This is a genomic window from Parafrankia elaeagni (assembly GCF_000374165.1).
Lineage (GTDB): Bacteria > Actinomycetota > Actinomycetes > Frankiales > Frankiaceae > Parafrankia > Parafrankia elaeagni.
In genome coordinates this window covers 1-16,071 of record NZ_KB893724.1, presented here as the reverse complement: position 1 = coordinate 16,071, position 16,071 = coordinate 1, and the positions used below count along the sequence as shown (strand labels likewise).

Below are 16,071 nucleotides of genomic sequence, written 5' to 3'. Positions count from 1 at the left end.
GGGGGAAATGTCCGTGAATCAGCCCGCACTATTCTCTGCTGTGTTCATCGCGCTATTTGTCGGGCATCATCTTGGTGATCACGTCGCGCAGACCGACTGGCAGGCCACCCGCAAGCACGGTCCGGGCTGGGCGGCGGCCCGGGCGATGACCAGTCATCTGCTCAACTACCACCTGTGTATCGGCGCGGCGCTGCTGGGGCTCGTGCTGATCGATGTCCCGCTGAGACCTGCCGGTGTTGCGGCAGCATTGGCCTGGTCGTTCGTCACCCACGCCTTCATCGATCGTCGATGGCCGGTCCGCCGCATCCTGCAACGGGGGCGTTCCCCCCGCTTCGCCGAGATCGACAGCGGCGGCCTCAACGGGATCTACCTGGCGGACCAGTCCCTGCACATCGGCTGCCTGTTCGTCGGCGCGCTGCTGGCGGCTGCCCTGAGCTGACCTGCGGCCGCTTCGGTCAGGCTCCGGAGAAGGCGGCCTCGCCGCCGTCGGGGGGCCCGAACAGGTGGTAACCGTCCGGCAGCGGGGGTGGTGCGCCGCCGAAATCCTCGCGTGGCGCGGTGAGCTGGCGCAGCACCTCCGCTGCCGCGATCTTCGTCCCCGGTGTGAGGGCCTGCAGTGTTCGGCAGGCAGTGCTGACGGCCGGTCCGGCCAGTCCGAAATCCGGGACGAACAGGTCCCCGTAGATGATGACGGCGCTGAAGGCGAACGGCGCCTGGAGCCTCTCGCCCGGCCCCGGAACGACCGTCACACCTGCCGCTGCCGGGTCCGTGGCAGCGGCCTGCTCGGGGACTGGCGTGCCAACCTGGTCGCGGGCCAGACGATCCAACATGACCAGAAAGTCCACTGCGTCGTCCGCGCTGTCGTGCGTCGACAGAATGTTGTCGCCGGCGACGGAGCGAAGCCGACCCCGCGTTGCGCCCAGCGCCTCGTGGTGCATGCCGACCCAGCTGTGCAGCCGTTCGTTCAGCGCGGTCAGCGAGACCCGGGCGGCCAGCGCGTTCAGGCCGATCAGATCGGTCACCGTCAGGAAAGTTTCGCGCTCGATTCCCCGGTAGCGTTCCGCGAGCAGCCGATGGACGCGCACCGGCCGCGGAATCCCGCCGAACGAGAGATCGCCGATCAGGTCGAAGGTGAACTCCGCCGACTTCGCGGCTTCCACCGTCGTCGACGTCACGTACACCTCGTTCGTAGGCACCTGCTTCTCCATCCGGGCCGGGACGACAACACCCTCGCCGAGCAGATCGTTCTCGAATCTGATCGTGTCGCAGGTGTGGATCGCGACCCGGCACCCCTCCACCCACTCGCCGATCGGCAACCGCCGCCCGGAGATGAACAGGTTGACGATCTGTGCGGCCGCGTGCAGCGCGCCCGTCGCCGACCGGAACGCGGTCAGATAGCCATCACCCGTAAACTTGATGATCTCACCGTCGAGCTCCTCGATGACCCGGCGAACCGGCAGCATGGCCTCGGTCATCATTTCGTCCATGCGAACCTGTGGAACGGAGGCGATGGCCCGTGTCGAACCCACGAGATCCACGACCAACACCGTTGTCGTTTCCATTCCCACCATCGTCGTCCCCGTCCTTCGACCCGCTTACGCGGCGGGCCCGGCAGAATCATAACCGCGAATCCGGACCAGCCAGCCTGATTTGAGGGAAGACCTCCGGAACTAAAGAGATGTACGATCAGATCATCCGACCTGGTCCAGAATATTCAATGTCCAGTACCCGACACCCTTCGCCGGGTGTCGTACGGCCGCCCGCGGCGGCGTTTCGGAGCCGGGGTGGAAGCAGGAACGACCAGTGGCCTGCGGCCCGGCACCACCCGCTGGGAAGCCGACCGGGGCCGTGTCGGCTTCCGTGCCCGTTGCCCCTGTGCCTCGCGATCCCCGGAACCGCCAGCGAGACGGCCTTCGCGGCCGCGGGCGCCCCCGCCCTCCTCAGGCCGGTCCGGCAGGCTCGAACCGGCCACACTCGAGTCGACCCGGCGGGCGGTGGCCGGGGGTGCGGTGAGGGCTGGCGGTCGGCCCGGGCGACCGACACCGTCCGGTACGCTGGTGGCACTGGCCGGCGTGGCGCAATTGGTAGCGCACTCGACTTGTAATCGAGCGGCTAGGGGTTCGAGTCCCCTCGCCGGCTCCAGGAGAATGGCCCTTGACCTGCGGTTTTGCAGAGTTAAAGATCATTTTGACAAGATCAAACCGGGTTTGTGTGCGCATTGTGTGCGCATTTGGCGGGTTTGTGCTCAGAACGATCATCGGTGGGGCGTCCTCTTTGGGTGGCTGGGCCGGGATCTGCGGTCGCGACGCCACCCTTAAAGCGGTTACGTTCCGTTACTATCGGCGGTCCCGGGTTGCTGGACTGTGGCAAGAACGGCGCGCGCCGGTTGACGGTGGCCGGTCCGCCGTTCCACCCCCATGGCCACCGCGGGGTGGGATCGGACGTTCCTGGCGCCGCCAGGGCCGATGGCGGGCTCGAAACGCGGACATGGCGGCATCGGTGCGATGCTTCCTGGTGTCCATGTCGTGATAGTGGATGCGGGTTCTCTGTCGCTGTCTTCCCTTGCTCGCCGGCGTGGCCCATGTCGGGCGGGTTGCTGACGGCGCCCTCCGGCAGGTCGCCAGCACGCTGTCCTGGCGTGTTTGCCTGGCATCCCGGCTCGGCATCAGTTCGGTCTTTCGTCGTGCCACCGTCTGGACCCGTCGGGATCGTCGGCGGTGTGAACCCGCACCGTCGCCTCGGAGAGACTGGGGCGGAACGGTGGGTCGCTCGATCCCGGTTGATGGGAGCGTCCTCGTCGCGCGGATACCTGTGGTCTGGGTTGCCCCTGGTGGGAAGGGGTGGGGTGGGCACGATGAGGTCTTGTGACGGGTCTCGGAGGGTCGGGGTGCGCAGCGGCGGGATCTGTTCGGTGTTGCCCGGTGAGGCGATGGCTGCCGAGCCGGTGCTGATGGCGGTGTCGCCGGTTGTACGCCGGTCGGTTCGGGCGGTGCTGATCGATGACGAGGCCCGTCTGGTGATGATCAAGCGGACCAGGCCCGGGGTGGCGCCGTACTGGACGACGCCGGGTGGGGGGATCGAGCCGGAGGATGTGAGCAGGGAGGCGGCGCTGGAACGTGAGTTGCTGGAGGAACTCGGCGCGACGGCTGCCGTGGGTCGGCAGGTGGCGCTGGTGGCGACACCAGTGGATGGCGGTCAGTCCGTGCAGTACTTCTTCGTGGCTCGCCTGGTCGGGCTCGACGCGGCGGTGCGGTGCGGTGATGAGCACATTGATGTCGCTCGGGGCGGCTATGAGGTGGAGCGGATTCCGCTGGATCAACTCGCGGGGTGTGATCTCAGACCCGTGACGATCAAAGATTTCATTGTCGAGAACCGCGCGGCGTTGCTCGCTGGTCTGCCGTCAACGGTGCTGTCCTAGCGCGGACGGTCAGCCCTCGGCTGGTTCTGTCCGTCTCAAGCTCGGGGAGTCTGACCGCGGGTGGGTGCGGGCCCTGCGCGGCTGCGGCTCATGCTGGCGACGGCGCCGCGATCGCCTTGCTGGAGGCGCCGCGGCCCGCGTCGGCCAGGGCCGATCGTTCAACGGTGGGACGGCCATGTGCGCGACATGGGCGATCAGACGTTCGGGATCAGGCCGTCGCGGCTGGGAGAGCGCGCCGCTGTTGGGTGATCATCTCGCCGAGGTCTCGGACGGCTGGGAGCTCGTGCCAGCGTCCGTTCATGTCGCGCCATACCTCTCCGGCGCGTTGGATCGTGCTGCGGGTGGGTGTGTTGCCGAGGACGGTGAGTGCCTGCCGTGTGGCCGTGGCGGCCTGTTCGGGGTCGGGATCTTCTCGGTGGAGGAGGGTCAACGCGAGCGCCGTGTACTTCCCGGAGACCTGGACATAGTGGCCGGGGCCGGGGCCGGGGCCGGGGCCGTGGGCGAGTTCGAGGTCGAGGCCGGTCTGTGCGTGCTGCTCGGCTCGTTTTCCCTTTCCGAGGTGGGAGTAGGTGACCGCGAGGAACGCGTGGGTGAACGCTTCGTCGCCTGGGTTCGGTCCGGGCATGACTCCTCCGGTCCAGACGTGGTCCTGCATGTCCGCGAGTGCGGTGTGGGCGTCCTCGGGTCGGCCCGCGAGGGCCGCCGCGCGTGCCTCGCAGCCGGCGAGGACCGGCCGGGTGTAGCTGTGGGCGTTCTGCCTGGCCTGGTGGGCGATGTCCGCGGCTGTGTCGTAGGCGCCGGTGAAGTAGGCGACCGTGGAGCGCATGGCGGCGGCCGAACCGGCGAGGAGCCGATCGCCGATGTCGGTGGCGTGCTGGCCTGCGAGGGAGAGGAACTCGCGTGCCGCGTCGTCATCGCCGGTGTCGAAGCCGAGCGTTCCGAGGTAGAACGCCTGCCAGCCCGCGATCCACGTGAGCCGGTGACGGGTCCTGGCTGACACACGGGTGTCGAGGAAGCCTTCGGTGTGCGCCCAGGCCGGTTCGAGGCGCTCCGCGAGATCATGATGTGGGGTGGTGCGGTACACCCTGGCGATGTGGTGGATGTCGGCTTCGTACTGGTCCAGTTTGGCGGGGCGTGGGTCGGCTGCCGCGATGCGTTCAGAGAGTGCGGCTGCCGCCGCCGTTGAACCGAGCACCAGCCCGCCGCGTAGGGCGTCGCGTCGATTCGTGGGACTCACCTCCTCGCCTCGCTCCACTGTCGCCGGACCGGCGCCGGCACGTCCACCTATACCCGCGGATGTGCCCGGTGATCTGTCCCCGATCTGAATGGCGTGGTCCTCCATGGAGGCGTCCCACCACAGGGCGACGAGTTCCCCGGCGGCGCCCAGGGCTTGATCGAGGTGCTCCACGGTCTCCCGTGTGGGTAGGAGATGCGGTTTTCCTGATTGGTGGCCCCGAACCGCGGCGGTCGCGGTGGCCCGGTCGATCCGGCGCCAGCCGGCGACCGTGGTCATCTCCTCGGCCAGCCTGGTGTAGCTGAGGTGCTTCTGCCGCATCAAAGCCTCGGCGTGCTCGATGTAGCGCGCACGAGCTGGTCGTGGCTGGCGGTGGCCATTCTGCACGGGACGCCCCCTCCCGAACCGCGGTACTGGGATGTGTGCCGCACGCACGCACGGCGGGTGCTGGCAGCACATATCGCGTGTGCGGCACGCAATCTGTCTCGCATCTGGTGCGCAGTGTGTCATGGATCGTGCACGGCGGGACACACGTCGGCCACTGTCCCGGACCTGGGCCAATCCGCGGGCGGGGCCGGTCTGGCACCTGCCCTGACAGCGTCGGCGTCCAGCCCGTCGGGGTACCGGTCCCATCCTCACGAGTGAGCCAGGAGGCTCTCATGACCACCAGCACCATCGCCGCCGTGCTGTCCGACGCGGACGGGCGGGAGGCTCTCCCGAACTCGTTCGAGGTCGCGCGCCGCGCCGGGAAGATCTTCGACGAGATCCGCAACCACCGCGAGTTCGACCGGCTGCGCACCAGCACCTTGACGTACCCGGACAGCTGGGCGACCTTCACCGGCCTTCCTCTCATCGCCGAATGGGACCTCGACGACGACGCGCCACACCTGGTCACCGAAGCGGTGAAGGTCCTGGCCATGAAGGCAGCCGTCTACGAACTGACCGCGGACGAGCGCCTCGCCGACCTCGACGTGTCCGCCCCGGTCGAGGAGATGGTCCGCGCGCTCACCGCACAGTTCACGACCCTGTCCCGGATCCAGACCGAACTGGGCCTCGTGTTCATCCACAGCACGGGAAACAAGCGGGCCACCTACGACGAGGACGACTACACCGACCAGGTCTACGCGGCGGCGAACTGGGGCGTCATACCCCGCCGGTACTGGATCGGCCAGGACGAGACCCACCGCCGGCTCGCTGTGCTGTTCGAGCACTACGAGTCGATCGGCGTGCAGGAAGGCGGCCGTCGGCACCACTTCACGTTCCGCTACAACGCGGGCTAACCGGCTGCGGCCGGGGCGTTCGCAGGACGACCCCGGCCGGGATGAGTACCGCCGTGGTGTGTGGAGCGTCAGCGAGGGCGCGGTCCATCCGCCCCAGGTCCGTGTGCCGGACGATCGCCGCTCTTTATGCGGCGAGTCCCTCCGGCTGGTCGGGGATCGGGCCTGGGGCCGCTCCGGCGGGCATCTCCACCGGCCATCGCTCGCAGACCGAGGCGTACCGCCCCGCCGAGTAACCGAGTTGGGGAAGTCGAGTAGGCGGTCTCCAACATCATTCACGTTCGTCTGCGCGGCTCGCCTCTACGGACGGATCTGACGCCTACGTCCCGCCCGTGGCTCGCGCCGAGAGCAGCAACCGATCCGCCTGAGCCACTGTCGGGTCGCCGCGGCTCGTCTGCCAGGAGCTGCGGATCTGACCGAGTGTCCGGCGTAGGCGCGCGGATTTCACCGCTGTGAGGTCGTCGGCCAGTCCGAGAAGCGTGGCCGCGGCTGCTTCGGGTCGGTGCTGGCGGATCTGTACGGTGGCGAGGCGGGTTCCGATGAGCGCGCGGGTCCGGCGTTCGTCGGGTCTGCGCGCGGCGGTGGACGCGGAGAGGTGTTCCTCCGCGCCGGGCAGGTCGCCCATGTTCAGCAGCGTCAGTCCGACTTGGTGTTCGAAGCCTTCGCGGCGGTAGTTACCGGTCAGGTCGGACGCTGGTGGGCTGTCGGCGCGTTCGAGGTCTGTTTCGGTGCTGGCCAGCAGCCTGATCACCCGGCGTGGGTTGTGGCCGGTGGCGGCGAGGGCCTCGGCGCGCATGCCGTTCACCCACGCCCGGGTACGGGCGGGTGCGGTGTTGTGGAGGGCGTCGGCGGCGGCGTCCGCCAGCGCGAGGCCCTGGGCGGGGTGTCCCAGTTCCACTGCTTGTGAGGCCAGGGAACGTAGCGCGGTGGCCCGCATCAGGGGGGCGTCGGCTTCGGCGGCGAGCCGGACGACCTGGATGTAGTAGCGCTGCGCGAGACCGGGTTGAAGGTCGTCGGCGGCCATCCACCCGGCGAGGTAGGTGACCTCGGCGGCGGCGGTGAACAGGTCCGCGCGGATCGGGCCGGACGCGCCCTGGAGTAGGGGGGCGACGTCGTTGACGAGGTAGGCGGCGACCGCCGAGCGGGCGTGGCCGCCACCGAACAGATCGTCGATCTCACCGAAGTACGCGGCCATCGCGTGGACCCGGGTCACGTCGGCCGGACCGACGCGGATCGACGTGCCAGGCCGGGTGGCTGGTCGGGCCGCAGGTGGAAGTGGGGTAGCGGCGGCGGCCAGGGAGTAGAGGCCGGCCGTGACCGCCGCACGTCTGTTGAGCATGTCAGTCCGTCCCAGGCGGATGACCCAGGCGACGGGGTCACCGCGCCAGGGGTCCTCGGATTGCGCATCGCGGGTTGTGGAGCCCGACGACCAGCCTAGGTCAGCCGGGGTGAGTACGGGCCGGTCAAGAAGGCGAGCGAATGCTTCTACCGCAGCAGGAACGATCGCCGGCTGGGGGGCGGCGCCGTTGAGCCAACGTGCCAGTGACGCGGCGGTGCACCGCGTCTCGGTGCCGTTTTCGCCGCTGACGCGGCGGATCATAGCGGCGATAGCGGTGTAGGTGCGTCCCGTTTCCTCAATCAGACACGCTAACCGCATGTTCTGGATAGGTGTGGCGCGGGGTCGAGGCATCCGCTCTTCTCCTGTCGTTGGAGACGGGCGTTTCAAGGATGACGGACCGCGAGAAACAGCGCAATACGAGAGAAACCAAGAGAAACCCCAGGAGCTGTTCCTGCATGGCAGGAAGCGCTTCCCTGATAGGTGCACCGGGGCGGTACAGGCCGCTTCGGGTTCACCCACAGGAGAGTGCACATGACCACCAGCACCAGTACCCCGCCGGCCGCGCCGACGGCGGAGGCGGTCGCGGCGTTCCAGCGCCGGGTCGCCGCGTTCGCCGGGACCGGTGTCACCTCGACCGCCCTGGTCGCCTACCACCGGTAGAGCCCCGTGGCCGGGGTGCGGGGACACCGTCCGGTGAGACCCGCGCCCCGGCCTCGGTCGCCGCTGTTGTCGAAGGGAGCCCCGCATGTCATCCGCTGCTTCTGCCGGATCCGTCGAGCTGACGTTCCTCGGCCACCAGAGCTGGCACCTGCGCGCCGGTGACACGGTCGTGCTGGTCGATCCGATCCTCACCCCCGCGTTCGGCGCGGGCGCCGTCGAGTTTCCCGTCTGGCCGCCGCGGCGCGTCGATCACGGGGCGATGCCCGCCCCGGACGCGGTCCTCCTCACCCACGAGCACCTTGACCATCTGCACTTCGCGTCACTGGCTCTGCTGGACCGCACGACCCCGATCCACACCGGGCAGACGCTGCCCGCCGCCGTCGTCGAGGCGCTGACCACACTCGGGTTCACCGTCCACCGCCACAGCCACCACCAGCCCATCACCATCGGTGATCTTGAGGTGTGGTTGTACCCGGCGGGAGCGCGCACCCTGTTCTGGGAAAGCCGGGTCGTGCAGCCCGTCGTCCGCCGCGCCGGATCGGCGCGGGATGTGTTCATCGGTGTCGATGCCGACATCTCCGACCTGTATGTGGAACAGATCCGCGCCGGGCGAATGCCGGTGCCATGGCTGGCGGTCGTGTCGAACAACACCCAGTCCGTGCCGTACGGCGCGCTCGGCGCGGACGTCAACCTGCTGCCCGGTCTCGACGGGCCGCGTCATCGCACCACCGGTATCCAGGCGCTGCACACGCTGCTGATCGACTATCTGGAACCGCTGGACGGGGTCCGCGAGGTGGCGCTGTGCGGGAACGGGTTCACCGCCCCCCGCAGCCCCCACGGACCGTTCCTCTACGCCGACCACCGGGCCCTCGCCCAGGCCGCGAACCTGCTCCAGCATCTGTTCCGGGTCCACGGCCCGCGGCCCGGCGACCAGCTCACCGTCCCACCCGACGGGCCCCTCACCACCGGCTCGGCCGCCTGGGTCAGCATCGACGCCGCCGCCGAGCAGGCGGGTCTCGACAGGCTCGACGCCTTCCTCGCCGACCCGCGGCCGGTCGAACCGACCCCGGTCGGCCCTGCGATCCCCCCCGAGGACAGCGCCGCCGTACAGCGGCTCGTCGCCGCCGAACTCCCGCGGCTGGCCCGGCATCTGATCGCTACCCGCACCGGCGCGCTCGCCACCTCGCTGCACGACTACCTGTACGGCCCCCTCGACGGCCGCCGCCTGCTGCTGCGACTGCTCGCCCCACCCGGCCGTCTCGACCAGATCGCCTCCTACGCCTGGGACATCACCGGCCCGGCGTTCGCGCCCGTCCCGACAACCCTGCGGGACGAGGCCATGGCCACCTACCCGTTCGGGATCGAGATCTTCTACCAGGATCTCGTCGCCCTGCTCGCCGGCCGCCTGCAGGTCTGGGACATCGTCGGCGGCTCCTACCAGGGCTGGTACGTCGGCGAACGGCTCGACTCCCCGGTCTACGCCCTGTTCGCCGTCTACGGCGAACACCAGCGCCCCGACCTCGCCGCCCGCTGCTACACCGAAAGCCTCGCCCGGCTCACCGGCCTGGCGCCGGCCCCGAGCGCGCCGTGACCGCCGTCGCCGCCGGACCCCTCGCCGGCGCAGCCCACCCCCGCCCGCAGCGGTGGCTCGCCCGTCCCCTCACCACGGACCGCGACACCGTCACCGCACAAGCCCGCCAACTCCTCGCCACCCACCATCCCGACACGACCGGGCCGGTATGCTGCCTCACCACCCGGGACCGGTCCGCGACGTTCACCGTGGGCGATCCTCCCCACGTGATCGTCAAATGGCATGCGGACGAAGCCGCCTACCTCGGGGAACGCCTCGCCTACGACCTGCTGGCTGCCGAGCGGCTCCTCCCGTGCCTGCGAGGAAGCTGCGACGAGGCCCGCACCCTGCTCGTCGACTACCTGCCCGACACAGCCGACCTCACCGACCTCGACGTCTTCGACGACCTGATCAACCTGGTGGCACGCGTGCACACCGCATCCGCACGATGGGAACCGGCCGTGCGCGAGGCGATGGTGCAGTGGCGGGTGGACACCCTGCTGACCCAGGATCCGCCCTGGGTCGAGGACGCGCCCTCGTGGCGGCGGATGCTGCACCTCGTCGCCACCGCGCACGGACCCGCGCATGTCCCGGTGGGCAACCTCGACCTGGCAGCCGACCATGTCCGCCGCCAGTCCAGCGGACGGCTCGCGCTCGTCGACGTCGAGACCCTACGTCCAGACGTCACCGGCCTCCCGGACGTCGTGACACTCGCCTACCTGGCCACCCGCGCACACCACCCTCGGCCGGGACCGTGGGTACGCGCCCGTTACCTCCACCACTTGGCCCGCGTCGGAGTGACCTGGACCGACCGAAACCTGCTCGCAGCACTCGGCGGCTTCGCGGCGGCCACCGGACTGACCTCGCTGCACGGACTCGACCTCTGAACCGATCACAGGCCCGAGACGGCTGGGTAGCCTCTCCAGATCATCGCCCGCCCGCGGAGAGGCCCCACCCCATGTTCGGTCCCGTCACCACCGTCATGACGTTCGCCGACGACCCCGAGAAATCCGCGCGCTGGTGGGCCGACCAACTCGGCGCAGAGGTCCATCTCGACATCGACGGGGAATCGGTCTACGCCTGGCTCACCACCGCAGGCGTCGAGATCGGCTTCCACCAGGCCGACGACGACCGCAACCCCCGCGGCGGCTCCCCCGTCGTCTACTGGGCCGTCGCAGACCTCGACGCCGCCCGCGGGCGTCTCCTCGCTGCGGGCTGCGTCCACCATCGGGGCCCGCTCACCGTGTCCGAAGGGCGAAGGATCTGCCAGATCATCGACCCGTTCGGAACCGTCATCGGCCTCGAAGGACCCTAACCGGCAACGCGGATGGCCAGCCGCAGGGCGTGGACCGCGGTCCGGCCGGCGCAGCCTGGCCAGGTGGTCGAGTAGCCCTCACGCCTCGGCGACGCGGGCTGCCGGGTGTCCTCCGACGCGCTGATGGCCGGACAACGTGACGTTGCCCGGCCATCAGCACTGTGCGGCTATGCCTTGATGGTGGGTGCGGTTTTCTGTCGGGGGATGAGGCGGGCGACGTTCTCGGCTACTTCGCGGGCGAGTTCGGGAAGGATATGGGCGTAGGTGTCGGCGGTGATCGCGATGCTGGCGTGTCCGAGGAGTTCCTGGACGGTTTTGATATCGGCGCCGGCCGCGAGGGCGAGGGTGGCGGCGCCGTGGCGGAGGTCGTGCAGCCGGATCGGAGGCAGACCGGCGGCGGTGACGAGTTCCTTGAAGTGTGAGGTGACGTCGTCGGGGATGAGCGGCGCACCGTTCGGTTCGGTGAAGACCAGGCCGCTGTCGGTCCAGTTCCTGCCGTGGGAGAGCCGGTGGGCGTTCTGGCGGGAACGGCGGTGGCGGAGAACGGTGACGGTGTCGGCGTCGAGGGAGATCTGCCGGTCCCCGGCGTCGGATTTCGGGGCGCCCATCACGGTGTCCGCGCCGTGCTGGGTGATTTGCCAGCGGACGGTGAGACTGCCCTCGTCGACGTCGAGGTTGAGGTCGGTCCAGTGGACACCGCAGGCCTCTCCGCGGCGAAGACCACGGTGGGCGATGAGGTGATACAGCTCGTAGTAGCGGTCGTTCCGGGTTTCCGCGTGGTCGAGGAAAGCCCCGGTCTGGGCCGGGGTCCACACCATCACGGGTGAGGGGATCTCGCCGGTGGCGTGCCAGCGGGCGACGCGTTCCTTCGTCCACAGCAGTGCTTTGGGGCGTTTCCCGGAGGGTAGTTCCACCCAAGCCGCCGGGTTGAATGTGATCAGCCCGATGCGGATGGCGTGGTTGAGCGCGGCGCGGAGTGTGGCGCGGATCCGCTGTTTGTAGGCGTCGCTGGTGACTTTCTGGCCTTTGAACCTTGCGCGGAGTTCGGGGTCTTTCCCGGCGCGGATCCGGCGGATCGTTTCGTTACGGATGTCGATCCGGTCGAACATGTCATCGAGATGGCCGATGGTCAGCTGATCGAGACGGATATCTCCGACGAAGGGCACCAGGTGCATGCGGATCGTTATCTCGTAGCCTTCGCGGGTGGACCGCCGGATGGTGCGCCGTCCCGTCAGCCAGGTGTTCAACCAGTCCGCGACAGTGATCTGTGGGTTGAGGTCCGCGCGGCGCCGGTACCGCTCCTTCACGACCGCGGGGTCCGGCAACGGATCCCCGGCCTTGAGCGCGTCGAGGATGAGCGTACGGATCTGGTCGATACCGTGAGTGTCGGTGCCAGGAATGGCCAGGAGATCCTGGATGCGCCTGATCTCGGCGTTAGCCTGGTCGCGCGTGGCCAAGCCGGACCGGCGGGCCTCCTGGCGCCGACCGCCGGCGGTCGGAAGGTCAATGCGGTAGGCCCAGGTGCCGTGGCTAGAATGCCAGGCCCCGTTCTTCCTCCGCAGCTTCGGACACCTGTTCACCAGCTGCCGACCGGTCTGGGGGTCTCGGCAGCTACACCGTTTGTAAATAGTTCCGTTCGGGTTAGCCATGGGGCTCGTCACGGGCACTCCAGCAGAAGAATATGAAGGGTAGGGTGCCGGCCGTCCGGATAATCGGATACGCCGTCCGGCGCCGCATCCGATTCAGGCTCGCCGTTTCGGTTCCTGTCAAGCCGATCCACCATTTTCTTTACGGATTCCGAGAAGATGTTTCAGGGGTGCGGTCGGGACCTGATATCTGCCCTTGACACGAAGGACGGGGACGGGGAATTCGTCGCGGGCGGCGAGTTCGTAGGCTTTCGTCCGGCCTATTCCCAGGATTTCACCGGCGACGACGATGCCGACCGTCGCGCCGATTTGTTCTATGTCCTGTGCGGTCCACGTTTTCACTCGGCTCCTCGCGAGGATGCGTGGGTTCTCCTCTGGCCGCGGGCCTCGGGAGGCTCCGCGGCGGGCGCGGAAGGATCCCGAGGACGCCCGGTGATCGAGCGGGGGGTGCTGCGCCGTCCCAGGCGCCCCGAGTGGGCTCGCTCGCACCGATCGGGCGACGAGCGGGCGGCCCGGGGCGGCGCGGGACCCGACAGCGATCTGACGGTGATCTGACCGATGTTGCGTGTGCAACTTGTGTCAGATCACCGTCAGATCACGTGTGCGCAGGTCAGCGCCCTATCGTGTCTTACTGGGCGGATCTGAGCAGAAGAATGTCCTCGTGGGCGGTGACGTGGAGGGGGGTGCCGGTGGCGTGGGCGGTGCGAGCGTTGTGGAGCGCGAAGAAGGTCGTGCGGGGCACGAGGCGGTCCTCGCGGAGGCCGGCGAGGAGGGCCGCGGCGCGCCCCGCGCGGACTAGGCCGACCCCGCTGGCGCTGTGCAGGATGGCGCCGGGGAGGTCGATGAGCTCACCGTCCTGGCGGTAGGGGCGGACCGCGATCGCGACCAGTCCACCGGGGCGGAGAAGGGCCGCGGCGCCGGTGAGAATGTCGGTGAATCCAGTGAGGAGTTCGTCCAGGTCGGCGGCGGCGAGGTTTCCTCGCCGATTGCTGTAGGTGTAGTCGCGTTTACGGACCCCGTGTACCTGGTCGGCGTCGACCGCGCCGTGGGTCGCTTTCCCGTACGGCGGTGAGGTGAGAACCAGCGCGGCTTTTCCGCGGGCAGCCTCGGGGGCGAGGTGGGGCAGGCGACGGGAGTCACCGGTGATGAGCTGGATGGTTCCGCTGGCGCCGTGGGTGCGGGCGAGGGTGGCGTTGGTACGGCCTATCGCGGCCCAGCGGGGTTCGTATTCGATCCCGAGGCCGTGCCGGCCCAGATGGGCCGCCTCCACCAGGGTGGTGCCGATACCGCACATGGGGTCAACGACGAGATCCCCGGACTCGGTGAACGTGGTGATGATGTGGCGGGCGAGAGCGGGCAGCATGCGGGCGGGGTGCGCCATGGATTCGGGGGTGTAGCGGTGCAGCCGCTGGAATCGGGGGTGGGTCTGCGACACCGCCCAGACGGTGAGCGGAACAGGTGTGTGCCGGTCAGCCACGCGCACCACCGCCGGGCCGGGCGAAGACGGCCAGGTCGGTGTGGACGGGTTCCACCAGCCCGATTCTGATGGGGTTCTCGGCGGGCGGGTGGATCTCGTCGCCCTGGATGGGGCTGGTGAGGATGATGATGTGCTGGAGGTAACGCAGCCCAGCGGCACGGGCGGCGGTGATGGTGTCCGCGAGCGGGTCGTGTTCCCCACCGATCGGGGTGTGCACGGTGAGGAGATACCCCCCTGGTCGGAGTATTCCCACGAGCCCGCTCAGGTCGGAGAGAAGCGTATCCGGGGTGGTGACCGGCGGATGGTCGATGATGAGGCCGGCGTTGCGTTCCCGGCAGTGCGGAAGAATCGGGGTGGCGGCGCTCCGCTGGGTGCGGTGGAGCGCGTGGTATCGGCGCTGGAGGTAGTCAGCGGCACCGATGAGGATTCCGCTGTCGTCGATCCCGATAACAAGATCGCTGGTGTGGCTGAAGGTGGCGATGGCGCGGGCCGCGGCATCGGCGGGGAGAGCCCCGGGGATTTCCGGGGTGGTGGTGGGCCAGACGGTGAGTGGGATGATCCGCGGCTGATCGGTTCGGGTGGGACGGGGCTGAGGCACTCGGTTCCTCCGCAACAGGATGCCGCCAGTTCACCGCTTGCGAAAAGGGCGGCTGGTGGCCGTGGGCTGTTCGGGTCCGAGTGAAGACCAGGGCGTCTGACGGTGATCTGACACAGATCTGACACCTGATCATCTGCATGATTCATGGTGATGTGTCAGATCACCGTCAGGTCGCGTCCGGACACCTCTTCACGCCGTCTACCCGGGCGTGGACGAGTGTCAGATCACCGTCAGATGGGGTGTGGCGTCCTTGGGGCCGGCGAAACACAGGCCCTTACGGACGGGAGTCCAACCATCGTGTTGTACGAGTCTGAGAACACCGCGGAATCCTCGTTGGACCTGGTCGAGAGGTCGTTCCTGACCCTGACGGAGTCCCCGGGCGGCCTGGGGGTGAACGGTGCCGATTTCCCGGGGCTGGCGGACCGGTGGTTCGGTCTGCGGGAGTTGCGGGTGGAGGTGGACCGGCCGCAGACAGCTGTGGTGACCCGGCAGGCGGTGTGGGCGTTTCTCCTGCGTTCGCGGGAGGTGGACGCGTGGAAGGTCGCGGCGGTGGGGATGGCGATGCCGGCGCTGCGGCATATCGCCGCCACGCTGGCCCCGGCGTACCGCGGGGATATCGCGGATCTCGACGCCGAGGTGTTGACCGGTTTCGTTGAGGTGTTCGCCGGGCTGCCGGCCGGGGCGCGGGGAATTGCGGCCCGGGTGGTGTTCGGGGGGTACCGGGCGGGGCTGGCGGAGGTGGACTCCTACGGCAGGCCTGGGACGGATCTGCCGGTGTTGGGCGCGGTGCCGCCGTGGCCGTGGCTGGACGCGCGGTGGTTGCTGGCGCAGGCGACCGAGCGGGAGGTGATCAGCCCGGAGGACGCGCGGCTGCTGGTGGCGACCCGGCTGCGGGGGGTGGCGCTGGCGGAGTTGTCGTCGCGGCAGTGGCCGGGTGAGGAGCTCGCGGTGCGCCGCCGCCGCGCGGAGCGGTGCCTGGCCGCGGCGATCGCGGTCAGCGACCTGGGCCCTGGCACGGGTGGCCGATGACGGGCCGAGGCCAGGCCCTGCGGCGCCGGGCAGACACGGCCGCGCGGGCCGCGGTGGCCCCGCTGCGGCGTGTGCTCGGGCGGGTCTCCTGCGCGGTGTGGGTGGGGGTGGCTGCGGGGCTGGCCGCAGCCGGGTGGCTGCTCGCGCAGCCCGGCGGTGCGCCGAGCGGGGTGGTGGCGCTGGTGCCGGGGTCGGTCGAGGGCGTGCTGCGGCTGGTGGGTGCGGCGTTGGCCAGCGCGCTGGTGATCCTGCTGGTGCAGGCCGGTGGCGTGGCGGCGCGCCCGTCACCGCGGCGTGCGGACCTGCTGCGGCTCGCGGTCGGCGCGGCGGCCGTGCTGGCCCTGCTGGTCGTGCTGTCCGATGCGGCCGGGGCCGCGGCGGTCGTGACGGGACAGGAGGCGCCGCCGGCCCCGGCGCCGGTCTCGACCGCTCCGGATCTGAAGGCGGTGTTGGACAACGCGAGGAACTGGCTGATGGGCATCCTCGCCACGATCGCGACGTTCTTTTT

16 protein-coding genes and 1 tRNA gene are annotated in these 16,071 nt (G+C 69.4%); 10 read left to right on the top strand and 7 right to left on the bottom strand.

The features are described 5' to 3' along the window. Positions 1-13: 13 nt before the first annotated feature. On the top strand, positions 14-439 hold the full coding sequence (locus B207_RS0115100) for a DUF3307 domain-containing protein (protein ID WP_026311080.1): 426 nt from the start codon (positions 14-16) through the stop codon (positions 437-439). A 16-nt stretch (positions 440-455) separates the two neighbouring features. On the opposite strand, the gene B207_RS0115095 is transcribed toward B207_RS0115100, so the two are convergent. Next, a complete protein-coding gene (locus B207_RS0115095; RefSeq protein WP_018637383.1) occupies positions 456-1,562 on the bottom strand; it encodes an adenylate/guanylate cyclase domain-containing protein in 1,107 nt (368 codons plus the stop codon). A gap of 504 nt (positions 1,563-2,066) precedes the next feature. On the opposite strand from B207_RS0115095, the gene B207_RS0115090 reads away from it, so the two are divergent. Continuing rightward, positions 2,067-2,142 (top strand) — tRNA-Thr (locus B207_RS0115090). An 814-nt stretch (positions 2,143-2,956) separates the two neighbouring features. Beyond that, the gene (locus B207_RS0115085) at positions 2,957-3,418 is read left to right on the top strand and encodes an NUDIX domain-containing protein (RefSeq protein WP_154675379.1); all 462 of its coding nucleotides are present in this window, start codon (positions 2,957-2,959) and stop codon (positions 3,416-3,418) included. A gap of 208 nt (positions 3,419-3,626) precedes the next feature. On the opposite strand, the gene B207_RS0115080 is transcribed toward B207_RS0115085, so the two are convergent. Continuing rightward, positions 3,627-5,039, bottom strand: coding sequence for an XRE family transcriptional regulator (locus B207_RS0115080; protein WP_154675372.1), 1,413 nt, complete (start codon positions 5,037-5,039; stop codon positions 3,627-3,629). A 272-nt stretch (positions 5,040-5,311) separates the two neighbouring features. Between B207_RS0115080 and B207_RS0115075 the strand changes: the two genes are divergently transcribed. Continuing rightward, a complete protein-coding gene (locus B207_RS0115075) occupies positions 5,312-5,932 on the top strand; it encodes a hypothetical protein (protein ID WP_018637380.1) in 621 nt (206 codons plus the stop codon). A gap of 316 nt (positions 5,933-6,248) precedes the next feature. Here B207_RS0115075 and B207_RS0115070 read toward each other — a convergent pair whose 3' ends face one another. Continuing rightward, positions 6,249-7,268 carry a hypothetical protein gene (locus tag B207_RS0115070; RefSeq protein WP_018637379.1) on the bottom strand — a complete coding sequence of 340 codons (1,020 nt, stop codon included), beginning with the start codon at positions 7,266-7,268 and terminating at the stop codon, positions 6,249-6,251. A 531-nt stretch (positions 7,269-7,799) separates the two neighbouring features. Between B207_RS0115070 and B207_RS42320 the strand changes: the two genes are divergently transcribed. From B207_RS42320 to B207_RS0115050, 4 genes are all read left to right on the top strand, one after another. Continuing rightward, positions 7,800-7,928, top strand: a complete 129-nt coding sequence (locus tag B207_RS42320) for a hypothetical protein (RefSeq protein ID WP_018637378.1) — start codon at positions 7,800-7,802, stop codon at positions 7,926-7,928. A gap of 85 nt (positions 7,929-8,013) precedes the next feature. Continuing rightward, complete coding sequence (locus B207_RS0115060) at positions 8,014-9,519, top strand: MBL fold metallo-hydrolase (protein WP_018637377.1); 1,506 nt, start codon at positions 8,014-8,016, stop codon at positions 9,517-9,519. Next, positions 9,516-10,385, top strand: a complete 870-nt coding sequence (locus tag B207_RS0115055) for a hypothetical protein (RefSeq protein WP_018637376.1) — start codon at positions 9,516-9,518, stop codon at positions 10,383-10,385. The genes B207_RS0115060 and B207_RS0115055 overlap by 4 nt, the downstream gene beginning before the upstream one ends. Before the next feature lie 71 nt (positions 10,386-10,456). After that, a complete protein-coding gene (locus B207_RS0115050) occupies positions 10,457-10,813 on the top strand; it encodes a VOC family protein (protein WP_018637375.1) in 357 nt (118 codons plus the stop codon). Between the two features lie 167 nt (positions 10,814-10,980). Here the strand turns inward: B207_RS0115050 and B207_RS0115045 are convergent, their stop codons facing one another. From B207_RS0115045 to B207_RS0115030, 4 genes are all read right to left on the bottom strand, one after another. Further along, positions 10,981-12,462 carry a site-specific integrase gene (locus B207_RS0115045; protein ID WP_026311077.1) on the bottom strand — a complete coding sequence of 494 codons (1,482 nt, stop codon included), beginning with the start codon at positions 12,460-12,462 and terminating at the stop codon, positions 10,981-10,983. A 117-nt stretch (positions 12,463-12,579) separates the two neighbouring features. Continuing rightward, entirely contained in the window at positions 12,580-12,801 is a 222-nt protein-coding gene (locus B207_RS39785) for a DNA-binding protein (protein ID WP_154675371.1), read from the bottom strand. Positions 12,802-13,087: 286 nt separating this feature from the next. Further along, the gene (locus B207_RS0115035) at positions 13,088-13,942 is read right to left on the bottom strand and encodes a TRM11 family SAM-dependent methyltransferase (RefSeq protein ID WP_035740789.1); all 855 of its coding nucleotides are present in this window, start codon (positions 13,940-13,942) and stop codon (positions 13,088-13,090) included. Then, positions 13,929-14,534 carry a hypothetical protein gene (locus tag B207_RS0115030; protein ID WP_018637371.1) on the bottom strand — a complete coding sequence of 202 codons (606 nt, stop codon included), beginning with the start codon at positions 14,532-14,534 and terminating at the stop codon, positions 13,929-13,931. Before B207_RS0115030 ends, B207_RS0115035 begins: the two co-directional genes overlap by 14 nt. A gap of 297 nt (positions 14,535-14,831) precedes the next feature. On the opposite strand from B207_RS0115030, the gene B207_RS0115025 reads away from it, so the two are divergent. Together B207_RS0115025 and B207_RS34020 are read left to right on the top strand one after the other, a co-directional pair. Then, positions 14,832-15,563, top strand: a complete 732-nt coding sequence (locus B207_RS0115025) for a hypothetical protein (RefSeq protein ID WP_230205028.1) — start codon at positions 14,832-14,834, stop codon at positions 15,561-15,563. Next, on the top strand, positions 15,560-16,071 hold a 512-nt coding region (locus B207_RS34020; protein ID WP_035740776.1), incomplete at its 3' end, for a hypothetical protein. The genes B207_RS0115025 and B207_RS34020, both read left to right, overlap by 4 nt.